Below are 13,518 nucleotides of genomic sequence, written 5' to 3'. Positions count from 1 at the left end.
ATGCCTCTGGTTTTCGATTTCGGCTTTGGCGAGCTGCTGGTCATCGGCATCGTCGCGCTGATCGTGGTCGGGCCGAAGGAACTGCCGCATCTGTTCCGCACAGTCGGACAGTTCATGGGCAAGGCCCGTGGCATGGCACGCGAGTTCAGCCGGGCGATGAACGATGCCGCCGACGAGGCAGGCGTCAAGGACATCCAGAAAACCGTCCGGACGGCCACCAACCCGGTGGGCAGCGCCATGGACGGGGTGCGCGACGCGGCGAAGTCGCTGACCGACGTCGACCCGAACTCGGAGACCGGCAAGCTTGCCAAGGAGCGCGAGGAGGCCCGCCGCAAGATCGAGGCCAACGCCGCGCGCGCCGCCGCCGACCGCAAGAAGCGGGAGGCCGAGGAGGCCGCCGCCAAGGCCGCCGAGATGGAGCAGGCGCTGGCCGAGGACGCGCCCCCGGCGCCCGCCAAGGACGAAAGTGACAAGGCATGAGCCAGGCACAAGACGAGCTGGAAGACAGCGCCGCGCCACTGATCGAACATCTGGCAGAGCTGCGCACGCGGCTGATCCGCTCGATCCTGGCGCTGTTCGTTGGCATATGCGTGATGTTCATCCCCTGGCAGGGGGATTTCCTGGCGGAGCACGTCCTGCGCTTTCTTCTGGGGCCGATCGAGCACACGTTGCGCGCGCTTGGCGATCCGTCGCCGACGCTGCAATACACCAGCCCGCAGGAATACCTCTTTGTTCTGTTCCGCATCGCCATGGTGTTTGGTTTCGGCCTGTCCTTTCCGGTGATCGCGTACCAGCTGTGGCGCTTCGTGGCACCGGGCCTCTACAAGTCCGAGAAGGGCGCTTTCCTGCCCTTCCTCGTCGCGTCGCCGGTGATGTTCCTCGCAGGCGGGGCCTTTGCCCACTACATTGTGACGCCGCTTGCGATGACCTTCTTTCTGGGCTTCACCGACGCGCCGTCGATTTTTGCCAATATGCTCTCGGGTGCTGTGGATGTCGCCCCGAACGCAGCCCCGAACGCCGCAATTGTGCCGGAGACGGAGCAAGGCATGAAGATCACCTTCTTCGGCAAGGTGAACGAAAGCCTGCAAACATCGCTGGTCTTCATCGTTTCCTTCGGCCTCTGTTTCCAGCTGCCGGTCCTGCTCACGCTGATGGGCAAGGCGGGGCTGGTGTCTGCCGAAGGCCTGGGATCGGTGCGCAAATACGCCGTGGTCGCAATTCTCGTGCTGGCCGCCGTGGTGACACCGCCGGACGTGGTGAGCCAGGCAATCCTTTTCGTGGTGGTCTACGGGCTGTACGAAGTGTCTATCGTCCTGGTCCGCCGCGTCGAGAAGAAGCGCGAAAAAGACCTGAAGGCGCAAGGTCTGTGGTTCGAAGAGGACCCGGCCAAGGCGTCGAAGGATGACCCGCTGATGAAGGAATTCGACGAGGATACGAAGTGACCGACCCGCAGACCAATGCACTGACGCGTATCGCCGAGGCTCTTGAACGCATCTCGCCGCCACCCATGCGGCAGCCGGATTTCGGGGTCGAAGCCTTTGTCTGGGACACCGATCCCGACCGGCTGGTGCCGGTGGATTCTGTCAGCCGCGTCAGCCTGGACCTGTTGTTGGGCATCGACCGGGCGCGCGACACGCTGCTGGCCAACACGCTACAGTTCGCCCGCGGCATGCCCGCGAACAACGCGCTTCTTTGGGGCGCGCGGGGAATGGGCAAGTCCTCCGTGGTGAAGGCGGTGCACGCGGCGGTGCGTGCGCAGGGACATGACCTGAAGCTGGTGGAACTTCAGCGCGAGGACCTTCCTTCGGTCGGGCGCCTTCTGGAGGTGCTTCGCCGGGCGCCATATCGTTTCATGCTGTTTTGCGACGACTTGTCGTTCAGCCACGACGACCAGCACTACAAGAGCCTGAAGGCCGTGCTGGATGGCGGCGTGGCGGGGCGGCCGGATAATGTGGTCCTCTATGCAACTTCGAACCGCCGCCACCTGATGCCGCGCGACATGATCGAGAACGAACGCTCCTCTGCCATCAGCCCGAGCGAGGCGGTGGAGGAGAAGGTCTCCCTCTCCGACCGCTTCGGGCTGTGGTTGGGCTTCCACCCCTGTTCGCAGGATGAGTACCTCGAAATGATCCGGGGCTACTGCGCGGCCCACGGCGTGGAAATCGATTCCGAGACGCTGCGCGCCGAGGCGATCGAGTGGCAGGCGACGCGTGGATCCCGCTCCGGCCGTGTGGCTTGGCAGTACTTCGTCGATCTTGCCGGCCGCAAGGGCGTAACCCTCTTCTGAGGATTTCGCCTTTGGCTTGGGGACCAGGTAACCGGCGCGGGCTTCGCCCACGCCGCCGGGGGCTCTGCCCCCGTGCCCCCCGCGGTATTTGAGAACCAAAGAAGCCAAAGGGTGGGCGCCGCTTTTTCGGTTGCAGGATGGCTCTGGAGGAGCAGTCCGGGTGTCTTGCGTCGCCCCCTTCCGACGCTATTGCCTTCTTTTCAGTTCGTGTCTTTTAAGGGTGTGTTGGAGCGAGCCTGGGCCGCGCCGGAGCCGGCTACGACGTCATTGCCCGTGCCGGAGGAGGCACGCCGTGGGAGGCAGGGCCCCGAAGGCTGACGGATACCGGCTTGTGGGGCACGGTTTGTAGGAACTGGCTGCAATGAGAATGGCCGCGACGGGAACCATCGCGGCCATTTCCCGTGGTGAGGGATGCGCTTCTTTCAACATGGCGGGTTCTTGCGGGATCCGGTCCGGCCCGCCGCCTTCGCCTCGTCGAACGCCACGTCGGTTCATGACGGTGCCCGCCGGTTGCAGGTTGCCTTGTAGACCCACGGCGCCAGGTTCCCGCGGAGACCGGCATCGAGCGGGCCATCGAACGGGATGTTCTTCACCTCCCGACGCAGATGCCGCGGGAGGATCGGGAATCCGACGACCTTGTCGAGCTCTCCGCCCGCTTGCATCGGCGCGGACACCCAGACGGGCACCCAGACAGACACTCAGACAGACACTCAGACAGACACTCAGACGGGCACCCAGACGGCACCCAAAGCTTCGGAACTACGGGGATCCGGTTCGATCCCGGATACGGGCCGGTCCTGCGCGGCGCAGGCGCCATATGGTCCTGGTCCGCGATATTGGCCTCCGTGACGGTGCGGGCATCAGTCTGCGGAGACGCCATACATGCCGTCGTTGTGGGCCCACAGGCGAGGACCACCCCTCCAACCAGGCGATGCGATGCAGGGTTTGTGCAGGACGCGGACGGCCTCCGGTATGGCCGTCTTCTCCGTGGCCTTGCCCTTGCTGTCGCGTCTCAGGCGTATGGCGGTTCGCTCTGGTGTCTCGTGCCATAGGCTCCATCCATACTTACTTCGGAGCCTCCGGTGGAACCGGAGCGGTTCAGTCCGGATTGGCGCAGGTGTTGGGATGAAACTTGCCCGCGCCCGGATAGAGCTGGGAGAGCTTGAAGGTGACAGTCGCCAAACTTGCCATTCGGAATCGCGTCGTTCGCGGTTCCGCCTCGAGTCGTTTTTTCCGACCAAAGAGCAGATTTTCCGCCGGGTCAGGAGGCCCAAGAGGCGGAAATCTCCGCGTGTTCTCCGGGGAGAACGGTCAAGCCCGCGGCACAAGAACATTGGGCCGATGTGCGGAAACAGAAGGAAAAAGCGCCGAAAGCGCTCGATTTTCTGCTGGCACGGGACTGCCAGATGCATGCGAGACTGTTTTCTCGCACATGTTTCGCCTGATGCAGCCCAGGCGCCGTTCAAATCAGGCCGTGTTCAAATCGGGCCGTGTTCAGATATCGCGGTAAATCAACAGCCTGCCGCGTTTCCGCGACAGGCTTGCTTGTCCCACAGGGCGGAATGCATCACCCGAAGGACCGCGCCTTATTTCACGTAGTTCATCGGGTCGACACTCTCGCTGCCGCGCAGGACCCGGAATTCAAGTGACCCCGACTCCCCGGCGGCAATCCGCGCGATTGTCTGCCCCTTTGAAACCGCATCGCCCTTTTTCACCGCGATATCGGAGATATTTGCGTAGGCGGTATTCATGTTGTCCGGGTGTTTCAGCAGCACGAAGGTCAGACCGCTGGCCGATGTACCGGCATGGATCACCGTGCCGCTCGCCGCGGCCTTCACCGGCGTGCCGGGGCTGGCGCCAATGACCACGGAGTTGTTTTTCCCCGGCGCGTAGTCGCGGATGATCTTGCCGTCGACCGGCATCATCATTCCGACCGACGTCGTGGCGGCGGGCTTTGTCTGCTTCTGGCCGATGTCGGCCACCGGGGCTGGTTTCGGCGCGGGCGTCGGGGTCGCGGTATCCGTGATGGGGGCAGGGGTCAGCGGCTTTTCGTCCACCGCGGGAAGGGGCGTCGCGGCAGAGGGCGGCGTGGGCAGCGGTGAGACCGCGCCGGGTTGTGTCACGCTGTCGGCCTGTGCGCTGGCGGTGCCCACGGTCGGCGGGATCAGCAGGAACTGGCCTTCGCGGATCGTGAAATCGCGGTCCAGCCCGTTCCATTCGGCCAGGCTGCGCGGGCTGACGTTATAAAGACGGGCCACGGAAAACGCGGTTTCCCCGCGGGTGACCTGGTGGCGGATCGGCTCCACACCCTGAGCGGCTGCGGTCGTCGTCGTGCGGCTGGTGGCAGGGGAGCGGTCGATGGCGTTGCCTGCCAACGTCGCCACATCGACGGTGGTTGCGGGCGTCAGCGGGCCGGTGGTAGTGGCTCCCGTGGCGGGAGAGGGTTCGGACACGCGGCGCGGCAGGGCGACGATCTCGCCCCGGTTCAGCGGATCGGTGACCTGAAGCCCGTTGTAGCGGGCCAGTTCCTGCGCAGGGAGACCCACGCGCGTGGCGACGGTGGCGACCGTATCGCCCCGGCGCGCGACGGCGACCTGGTAGGACGGATAGGAGATCAGCCCGCGATCGTCGGGCGCCGGCCGCGTGCCGGTGGCCTGCGCCGCCGCAGCGGAGGTGTCGACCGGCCCGCCCATGCGGCCGCGCATGTCGACATCCATGCCGGTGCAGGCGCCAAGCGCGGCCATCAGCGCCAGGGCGGAAAGGCTTCGGTGCAGCGTCGGGGTCAACCGGCGCGCGGCGGGGGCGGAGCTTTGTGGCGTCATCTCGATGTCCTCGTTCCATGCGCCCCTTGTCACCGGGGCGTCACGCCTGATCCAAATACCGGGGCCGAGACGGGTCTCAGTCCTTCCCCAGCCCTTCCACCAGCGGCACGAAACGCACCGGGCGCATTTCTTCGTAGTCAAAGCCCGTTTCCGTGCGGATCACCCGGATAAGGTGCTGCACGGCATCGGACTGACCCACCGGCACGACCATGATACCGCCAATCTTCAGCTGGGCCAAGAGCGGGCCGGGGGGGTCTTCGGCGGCGGCGGTCACCAGAATGCGATCGAACGGCGCCTGATCCGGCAATCCGAAGGAGCCATCGGCGGTAAACGCCGTGATATTGGCAAGTTCGAGCGTGTCGAACACCCGCCGCGCCTGCGTCACCAGCCGCCTGTGGCGGTCCACCGTATAGACACGGCGGGCCAGCTGGCTGAGGATCGCGGCCTGATAGCCCGAGCCTGTCCCCACCTCCAGCACCTTGTCGCGTGGCCCGACCTGCAGGGCCTGCGTCATCAACCCCACCACGGAGGGCTGGGAAATCGTTTGTCCGCAGGCGATGGGCAGGGGCATGTCCTCGTAGGCACGCTCTGCGAAATAACCCTTGATGAAAAGCCCGCGGTCGATCTTTTCCATGGCCGAAAGCACGGCCGTGTCGGTCACACCCTTGGAGCGCAGCGCAAAGACGAATTGCATCTTGGAGTCGGCGTCAAAGGTCATGCGTCAGTCGTCCCGAGGCTCGCCTGCAGCGCGGAAACACTCGCGTGGCAGGTGAGGTCGGCGCGCATGGGCGTGACGGAGATCCAGCCGGCCAGGTTCAGGGCCGCGTCGGTACCGGCGGCCACCGGGGCGCGCTGGTCGCCGCCCTTGGCCCAGAGGAACCGCCGCTTCGACGGCGACAGCTGCGCTTCGACCGAAAACCGCGTGTTCTCGCGGATGCCTTGCGGGCAAGCCTTCAGGCCCTTGACCTCGGCCGCCGGGACGGGTGGAAAATTGACGTTGTAGAACAGGCGGTAGCCGGGTTCGTTGCCGGAGGACGCCGCGTCGAAGTCCAGTACGCGGCGCACCGTTTCCGCACCAAAGCGCGCGGCGGCCTCGAAGGGGTCGTCGATGTGGTTGTTGCGCGGCCCGAGGTACTGCGACAGTGCGATGGCACGCAGCCCCTGCAGCGCGCCCTCGAGTGCACCGCCCAGCGTCCCTGAATACAGCGCGTTCTCGGCGGAGTTGTTGCCCCGGTTCACCCCCGACAGCACGAGGTCGATTGGGTGTCCCAGCAACACGTCATGCACGCCCGCCAGAACGCAATCGGCGGGGCTGCCTTCGGCGGCGTAACGGCGGGTTCCAAGTTCGGAGATCATGGTGGGATGCGCATAGGAAATGCAATGCGCCACGCCCGACTGTTCAAAGGCGGGGGCCACGGTCCAGACTTCGCCATCCGGACCGGCGAGATCGCCGGCGATCGCTTCCAGGACCTTGAGGCCGGGGGCGTTGATGCCGTCGTCGTTGGTAATGAGAATGCGCATGTGCCCGCCCGTTCCTGTCCTGCCGCCGTCGACGCCCGCCGTCTCAAACGGTTTCGGCCCTGGCGGGCTTCAGGTTTTCGCCTTGTCCCGATGTCTCTACGGGATGGGGTGAAAGGGGGCAAGACTTCCGGGCGGCCCGCGGTGGCGCTTGCGCGGGTGGTGTTGCAGCCGCGACTCGGGGCAGGCACGCCGCCGGACGGGTCCGGGCCGGTTCACGGTGGGTGCGCGCGGAAACGTGAGCGGAGAATGCTCCGTCGAACAATTCGGAGGCAAAGGTGTCATGGGGTGGCCTTCGCCGGGGTGACCGACGCGCAAGAGGAGGGGCGGTGGTGGCCATACGGGTAAACGATAGCGGTTCGGACCTGGCGTGAATGGCGAAGTGGCGGCGCAGGGCGGCCTCTGTCAGGCGGCTCATGTGCCGGACGATCCGGGCGAGGGGACGGTCTAGGCGGGGTCACCCACGGGGACAGCCAGGATGGGCCGGTTCGCCCGATGATGTGACGTGGGCGTTGCGGTCAAAGGTGGTGAAGCGGAATGTCGCCCCGGTGATCGCCCCGGTGATCGCCCCGGTGGCGGCATGGCTGGCGGCATGGCTGGCGGACAACGCTTTTGGCGAGGATCACGTGCAACGGGGTGCGCACCCGCGTCGTTAACCCGGAACCGCTGTCCCCGATAGATGAAGGCTGGGGGAACGCAAAAGGGCGCGCAGGATGGCGCGCCCTGTCTATCTCGGGTCCGGGTCGTGGGTCAGGCGATGCTGGCCAGCAGCCGCGCGGCCTCCGCCTGCGGGGTGGCCAGAGGTTCGCGGGGCTCGCCGGGGAAGAACCGGGCGCGGTGGGCGGTGCCCATCGGCTGCGGTTCGAGGATATGGACCCGCGGCCCGGTCTTGTGGGTCTCGCGCTGCCACGAGCGCGCCAGCGCGATCTGCGCCACCTTGGTCGCACCGTAGTGGCCGTGGAATTTCTCGCCACCCTTGAGGTCGTCAAAAAAGAGCGCGCTGCCGGTTTCGCCCAGAAGCGGCGCCACGAAGGGGATCATGTGGCCGGTGGCGGACACGTTGGTCGCCACGGATCGGTCCCAGTCCTTCGGATCAAGTTGCCACGTCGGTGTCAGCGGCCCGGTGTGGATCGCCGTATGAGCCCAGAGCGCGACGCCGCCCCAGCGGTCGTAAACCGAGCGGCAGAGGTGCGCCATGGCATCCCGGTTGGTGATGTCCATGGGCGCGAGCGTGGCTTCGCCGCCCTTCGCCTTGATGGCGTCGTCGAGCTCCTCCAACCCGCCGACCGTGCGGGCAACGGCGAGAATGTGGTACTCGGGGGCCAGCGCGAGGGCCAGCGCATAGCCGAGGCCGCGGGAGGCGCCGGTGACGAGGGCGATCTTCGGTTGGGTCATGGTCTGGATCCGGGCGTCTGTCATGCGCGCGGGTTTGACCCTTTCCCGGCGGAGCGTCAAGCGGGCTTCGGCCAGAGCCTACGCCGGAGTTCGGCCATAACGTCGGGTTGGGCTTCGGGAGGACCGCAGCCGTGCCGCGCCGACCTGCCCTCGCGGCGCGGGACGCTCGCTGTCGGCCTTATGGGGCGCTCGTCAGTTTGCCGGCTGGGTGAGCCAAGTGGTGCGGCCGTTCCTTGCATAGGCGAGACGGCCGGTTTCGATGGCGATGATCGGGCTGGCGCCGATGCGGTCACCGATCTTGAGCTGTACGACCTCGCCCCTGGAGGTGCGCACCAGCGCGTTGGGGCGCTTGTCGGCGCCAAAGGTTCCCAGCAGGATGAGCCCGTTCAGGGGGGCTGCGGAGGTCTGGGTGGCGGCCTTGGCCACGCTCGCGGGGGTCTGGTCCTGAGCCATTTCTGGTCCTCGTCTCTGTTCGAAGAGGGGCCTTACAGCGGTGTCGCGGGGTGGGGAAGCGCGGCGTCCGCGCCTTTGCGAGTATCCGCCGGGACCCTGAGAAGGACAGGCACCAAACCGCCGGGTCGCCGTGCACCACGGTTTGCCCGTGCCGCGCAAAGGCGCCCGCCCGCCGACCCGCGAACTGGTTCGCATCCCTCCCTGAGCGGACCGGCATCCACCCTGACAGGGATGAGGTGCCGTGGGAAAATGTGGCTTGCCTGAGCAGGGTGGTGCTTCGGGGGGCAGTTCAGGTGGTAAGGTGAGGGCGGATGTCCTGCCCGGAGGCCGCGTAGATGTCGAGCAGATCGTCAAAGGAGAGGCCTTCGGTCTGCGCCTGTTCCAGCGGACCTTGAATCGCGGAGGCGGTGGGGCGTTCGGGGCCTGTACTGGTCAGCCGGACGGGCATGGCGTCGCCGTCGAAGCCCGGCAGATCATTGGCCGTCAGGCCGTAGCCCGAGAAAGGCGCGCCCTCCTCCATCGTGTCGATGTAAGCGTGCAGCGTGGCGCGGTCGACCTCGACCCAGAGGCCGAAGTGGAAGGTTTCATCTGCGCCGCGCAGGGGCAGTGGCAAAGTGGCACGCAGGAAGTAGCGCCCCATGAGACGGCAGAGGTCCGGGGTCAAACGGTCGTCGCCCATGGCCATGTCTTCGGAGGTGCGGGGGCCGTGCGGCCAGTCCTGCGGTTCCTCGAAACCGATGTCGAAGACACCCGAAAAGTGCTTTCCGCAACAGGGGCAGGCGCGGTCGGGGTCGTTGAAACGCTTCCAGCGGGCGTCGAGGTCGAGCAGGTTCATGGGTGCAGACTTTCCAGGAAGCGCATGAGTTTCTTCGGGTAATTGGCCAGCGGCGGGAGCTCGGGCAGGGTCTGCAGACCGAGGGCCGCGCGCGCCGCCGACATGTTGCCGAAATGCATGAGGCAGGATGCATCCTCGCTGCGCCCGGTCTTGCGCTTGCAAGCTCCGACGAGGTCGGCCCGGGAAACGGGAAGACCCTGGGCGCGGCGGGTCAGGGCCTCTTCGTAGAGGTGGTTGGTGATGGCATATTCCGCATCTGTCCAGAGTTTCGCCATCCCGCGCGCCCCGCTACTCGGCGGCCTTCATCTGGAAGCCTTCCTCGATCTTGTCCGCCGGAACCACCGGATATTCGCCGGAGAAGCACGCGTCGCAGTATTGCGGGCAGGAGGACTTGCGCCCCTCCGCTTCGCCCACGGCACGATAAAGTCCGTCGAGAGAGATGAACTTCAGTGAGTCGACGCCGAGGTGGTGGCGCATCTCGTCCTCCGACATGGTGGCGGCGAGCAGCTTGTCGCGCTGCGGCGTATCGACCCCGTAGAAACAAGGCCAGGCCGTCGGCGGGGAGGCGATGCGGAAGTGCACTTCCGCCGCGCCTGCGTCGAGGATCATCTCCTTGATCTTGCGGCTCGTCGTTCCCCGGACAACCGAGTCGTCCACAAGGATGACCTTCTTGCCCCGGATCAGCGCGCGGTTGACGTTCAGCTTCAGGCGCACGCCCATGTTGCGGATCTGTTCGGTCGGTTCGATGAAGGTCCGGCCCATGTACTGGTTGCGGATGATGCCCATGCCGAAGGGGATGCCGCTTTCGTGGGCAAAGCCAATGGCGGCGGGCGTGCCGCTGTCGGGCACGGCACAGACGAGATCGGCCTCAACCGGCGCCTCACGCGCCAGTTCCACGCCGATCTGGCGGCGGGTTTCGTAGACCGACCGCCCACCGATGATCGAATCGGGGCGCGAGAAATAGACGTGTTCAAAGATGCAGAATTTCGACGGCGCCTTGCGGAAGGGGTGGGAGGATTCCACGCCGTCCGTTGCGGTAATGACGACCATTTCGCCGGGTTCGATTTCACGGATGAATTCGGCCCCGATGATGTCGAGCGCGCAGGTCTCAGAGGACAGCACCCAGCCGTCTTCGCCGATCTTGCCCAGAACCAGCGGGCGCACGCCCAGCGGGTCGCGGACGCCGATCAGTTTTGTCCGGGTCATGGCGACAACGGAGAACGCGCCCTCGACCCGCCGCAGGGCGTCCTCCATCCGGGAAGGGATGTCGCGCTGCAGCGACCGGGCCATCAGATGGATGATGCATTCCGAATCGGAGGAGGATTGAAATATCGAACCGCGCTCGATCAGCTCGCGTCGGAGCGCATTGGCGTTGGTGATGTTGCCATTGTGGGCGATCGCCGCGCCGCCCATGGAAAACTCGCCAAAGAAGGGCTGCACGTCGCGGATGGCAGCGCCCTTCGATCCGGCAGTGGAATAACGCACGTGGCCGATGGAGAGAGCGCCGGGTAGCGTTTCCATCAACGATTGCTTGGTGAAATTGTCGCGTACATAGCCGAAGCGGCGCGCGGAGTTGAAGCCTTCCTCCGGGTGGTAGGAGACGATACCGCCCGCCTCCTGGCCACGGTGCTGCAGTGCGTGCAGGCCGAGGGCGACGAAGTTGGCGGCGTCGGTCACGCCGACCACACCGAAGACGCCACATTCTTCGTGCAGGGTGTCACCGGCGGCGTCATGGGGGGTGGCAGCAAAAAAGCGGGGTTCGGACAAGGGGGGTCTCCGATTCCGGGGCAGTTTGAAGCCCACATAAGCTGTTAAGCGCGGTGTGTCACGGAAGGATCACAAAACTATGCGTGAGAAGCGGATATGCCGCGCATATGGGCGGTGAGCGGCGCGAAGCGGTTGCGCTGCCGGGAAAAACGCCGGCCCGGACCTGCGGGCGGTGGGGGCTTTGCTGCTGCTTGCGGGGAGCGGGACGCCAGGCGGTAGCGATGCCCCGACAGGAGCCATGAAAAAAGGGGCCGCGCTGGCCCCTTCCTCGTGTCGCTGCCACAACGCCTCAGGTCGGTGCGTCGCAGACGCCGACAAGCTGCTCGTACTGCGCGGTGATCCAGCCAAGCGCCTGCTCGGGGTTCTGGTCCTCGATCTTGCCGGTGAACTGGCTGAACACGGCGGCGGAGCGCGAGTCGTTGATCATGGGGATGTCCTGCGCGGTGATTACCGTCTGGTAGACGAAGAACCCGATCGCCACGAGCAGGATGCCGCGCGCCACGCCAAAGAAGAACCCAAGCGCCTGATCGAAGGCCCCCAGCGCGGACCGATGGATCATCGAGGAAAACAGCGGCGTGAAAAGCGACACGACAAGAAGCGCTACGGTAAAGACCGCGGCAAAGGCGGCGATGACCGACAATTCGCAGCTGTCGGCGAGGAATTCACCGATGACCGGCGCTTCCTTGACCAGCGGCTGCACCTGATCGGCAAACATGAAGGCCAGGATCGCCGCCGCGATCCAGCCGACAATCGCCATGACCTCGCGCACGAGGCCGCGGGAATAGGCCAGCAGGGCCGACATGACGATGACCAGTCCGACCACACCGTCGACGATCGTGAAACCTTCCATGAGCGCTGCCTTTCGCCTCAAGTTTGCCTGTTCAGGCCATTGCCTAACCCGCGGGTCGCGCGGTCACCCGGCGCCGAAGACCTCGCCCACGAAGGAGGCAAGGTCACTCATCTGTGTGAGCTTCATGGCCTTCGAGCCGCGCGCCTTGCCGCCCGAGGGCAGGATCGCCGTGGAGAAACCAAGTTTGGCCGCTTCCTTCAAGCGGTTTTCGGTCTGTCCGACGGGTCTTAGCGCCCCTGATAGGCTGATTTCTCCGAAAACGACAGTCTCCGGGGGTAGAGGAGCGTCCTCACGCGCGGAAAGTAGCGCAGCCGCCACAGCCAGATCGGCCGCCGGTTCGCCCACGCGCATCCCGCCCGCCACGTTGAGGTAGACGTCGAGCCCGGCAAATGGGATGCCGCAGCGCGATTCGAGCACCGCGAGGATCATCGCCAGCCGCGATCCGTCCCAGCCGACCACGGAGCGGCGCGGCTGGGAATGCGGCGAGGGCGCCACGAGCGCCTGAAATTCGGTCAGCACCGGGCGCGTGCCCTCGATGCCGGAAAACACCACCGCGCCGGGCGCGGGCGCACCGCGTTCAGCCAGAAACAGCGCCGAAGGGTTCGAGACCTCGGCCAGCCCGCCGCCGGTCATCTCGAACACGCCGATCTCGTCGGCCGGACCAAAACGGTTCTTCACCGAGCGCAGGATGCGGAACTGATGGCCGCGCTCGCCCTCGAAATACAGCACCGTATCGACCATGTGTTCCACCACGCGGGGGCCGGCGAGATTGCCCTCCTTCGTGACATGACCGACGAGGATCACGGCAGCGCCGCGCCGCTTTGCAAAGGCGGTCAGCTCATGCGCTGCGGCCCGCACCTGAGAGACGGAGCCGGGCGCGCTGTCGACGTTGTCGGCCCACATGGTCTGGATCGAATCGATGATGGCGAGGTCGGGCTTGACCTCGTCGAGCGTGGTGAGGATGTCGCGCAGATTGGTTTCCGTGGCGAGCTTCACCGGTGCGTCCGCAAGGTTCAGCCGCTGCGCGCGCAGCCGCACCTGCGCCGATGCCTCCTCGCCCGAGATATAGACGACCTTCAGCCCCGCGCGGGCAAAGGCGGCCGCCGCCTGCAAAAGCAAGGTGGATTTTCCGATGCCGGGGTCGCCGCCCACCAGCACGGCGGAGGCGGGCACCAGCCCGCCGCCAAGAACGCGGTCGAGTTCATCGATCTTGCAGGCGGTGCGCGGCGGCGGTGCTTCTTTTGAGGACAGGTCCGACAACACCAGCTTCCGGCCCCGGCTCTGCCCGAGGCTCTTGCCCGCCGGACCCTGCGCCAGCGGCGTTTCCTCGACGATGGAATTCCATTCGCCGCAGGCATCGCAGCGCCCGGACCATTTGGAACCGGCAGCGCCGCACTTCTGGCAGACGTAACGGGGGGCGGCCTTGGCCATGGAAGCTCCTCGGGTTGATCGGGACGTTCGGTGGTCGGGTTTAGACGGGATCGGCGGGAAAGGAAACGCGGGCCTTGCGCGAGCGGCCTTGTGCCAGCATGGGACGTGCATCAGGGGGAGACCCACCCACTTGCCGGACCATCCCCGGGGTATCCCCGAA

The 13,518-nt window shown here is 65.9% G+C and carries 14 protein-coding genes; 4 read left to right on the top strand and 10 right to left on the bottom strand.

Features of this window, described 5'->3' with window-relative positions:
- From tatB to J5474_RS00435, 3 genes are all read left to right on the top strand, one after another.
- Positions 1 to 480: a Sec-independent protein translocase protein TatB gene (gene tatB / locus J5474_RS00445; protein WP_209358379.1), complete on the top strand. Its 480-nt coding sequence runs from the start codon at positions 1 to 3 to the stop codon at positions 478 to 480.
- Positions 477 to 1,442: a twin-arginine translocase subunit TatC gene (tatC, locus tag J5474_RS00440; RefSeq protein WP_209358378.1), complete on the top strand. Its 966-nt coding sequence runs from the start codon at positions 477 to 479 to the stop codon at positions 1,440 to 1,442. The genes tatB and tatC overlap by 4 nt, the downstream gene beginning before the upstream one ends.
- Before the next feature lie 65 nt (positions 1,443 to 1,507).
- Complete coding sequence (locus J5474_RS00435; protein WP_209359467.1) at positions 1,508 to 2,287, top strand: ATP-binding protein; 780 nt, start codon at positions 1,508 to 1,510, stop codon at positions 2,285 to 2,287.
- A gap of 1,586 nt (positions 2,288 to 3,873) precedes the next feature.
- On the opposite strand, the gene J5474_RS00430 is transcribed toward J5474_RS00435, so the two are convergent.
- The 3 genes from J5474_RS00430 to surE form a co-directional block, all read right to left on the bottom strand.
- Positions 3,874 to 5,109, bottom strand: a complete 1,236-nt coding sequence (locus J5474_RS00430; protein ID WP_209358377.1) for a M23 family metallopeptidase — start codon at positions 5,107 to 5,109, stop codon at positions 3,874 to 3,876.
- Between the two features lie 76 nt (positions 5,110 to 5,185).
- A complete protein-coding gene (locus J5474_RS00425; RefSeq protein ID WP_209358376.1) occupies positions 5,186 to 5,827 on the bottom strand; it encodes a protein-L-isoaspartate(D-aspartate) O-methyltransferase in 642 nt (213 codons plus the stop codon).
- Positions 5,824 to 6,630, bottom strand: coding sequence for a 5'/3'-nucleotidase SurE (gene surE / locus J5474_RS00420; RefSeq protein WP_209358375.1), 807 nt, complete (start codon positions 6,628 to 6,630; stop codon positions 5,824 to 5,826). Before surE ends, J5474_RS00425 begins: the two co-directional genes overlap by 4 nt.
- Before the next feature lie 524 nt (positions 6,631 to 7,154).
- On the opposite strand from surE, the gene J5474_RS22955 reads away from it, so the two are divergent.
- Complete coding sequence (locus J5474_RS22955; RefSeq protein ID WP_280842478.1) at positions 7,155 to 7,283, top strand: hypothetical protein; 129 nt, start codon at positions 7,155 to 7,157, stop codon at positions 7,281 to 7,283.
- Between the two features lie 94 nt (positions 7,284 to 7,377).
- Here the strand turns inward: J5474_RS22955 and J5474_RS00415 are convergent, their stop codons facing one another.
- From J5474_RS00415 to radA, 7 genes are all read right to left on the bottom strand, one after another.
- Positions 7,378 to 8,022, bottom strand: a complete 645-nt coding sequence (locus tag J5474_RS00415) for an SDR family NAD(P)-dependent oxidoreductase (RefSeq protein WP_209358374.1) — start codon at positions 8,020 to 8,022, stop codon at positions 7,378 to 7,380.
- A gap of 192 nt (positions 8,023 to 8,214) precedes the next feature.
- Positions 8,215 to 8,475 (bottom strand): amidophosphoribosyltransferase, encoded by a 261-nt coding sequence (locus J5474_RS00410; RefSeq protein ID WP_209358373.1) that lies wholly within the window; start codon positions 8,473 to 8,475, stop codon positions 8,215 to 8,217.
- A 289-nt stretch (positions 8,476 to 8,764) separates the two neighbouring features.
- Positions 8,765 to 9,310 carry a DUF2199 domain-containing protein gene (locus J5474_RS00405; protein ID WP_209358372.1) on the bottom strand — a complete coding sequence of 182 codons (546 nt, stop codon included), beginning with the start codon at positions 9,308 to 9,310 and terminating at the stop codon, positions 8,765 to 8,767.
- A complete protein-coding gene (locus J5474_RS00400) occupies positions 9,307 to 9,585 on the bottom strand; it encodes a hypothetical protein (protein ID WP_209358371.1) in 279 nt (92 codons plus the stop codon). The genes J5474_RS00405 and J5474_RS00400 overlap by 4 nt, the downstream gene beginning before the upstream one ends.
- Before the next feature lie 13 nt (positions 9,586 to 9,598).
- Positions 9,599 to 11,077, bottom strand: a complete 1,479-nt coding sequence (gene purF, locus J5474_RS00395) for an amidophosphoribosyltransferase (protein ID WP_209358370.1) — start codon at positions 11,075 to 11,077, stop codon at positions 9,599 to 9,601.
- 289 nt (positions 11,078 to 11,366) lie between these two features.
- Positions 11,367 to 11,927 (bottom strand): CvpA family protein, encoded by a 561-nt coding sequence (locus J5474_RS00390; protein ID WP_209358369.1) that lies wholly within the window; start codon positions 11,925 to 11,927, stop codon positions 11,367 to 11,369.
- Between the two features lie 63 nt (positions 11,928 to 11,990).
- Positions 11,991 to 13,358: a DNA repair protein RadA gene (gene radA, locus J5474_RS00385; protein ID WP_209358368.1), complete on the bottom strand. Its 1,368-nt coding sequence runs from the start codon at positions 13,356 to 13,358 to the stop codon at positions 11,991 to 11,993.
- Positions 13,359 to 13,518 lie beyond the last annotated feature (160 nt).

Origin of the sequence: Sagittula salina (assembly GCF_017813235.1) — a bacterium.
GTDB lineage: Bacteria > Pseudomonadota > Alphaproteobacteria > Rhodobacterales > Rhodobacteraceae > Sagittula > Sagittula salina.
The sequence above is the reverse complement of the archived record's forward strand: the minus strand, read 5'-3'. Positions and strand labels throughout refer to the sequence as shown.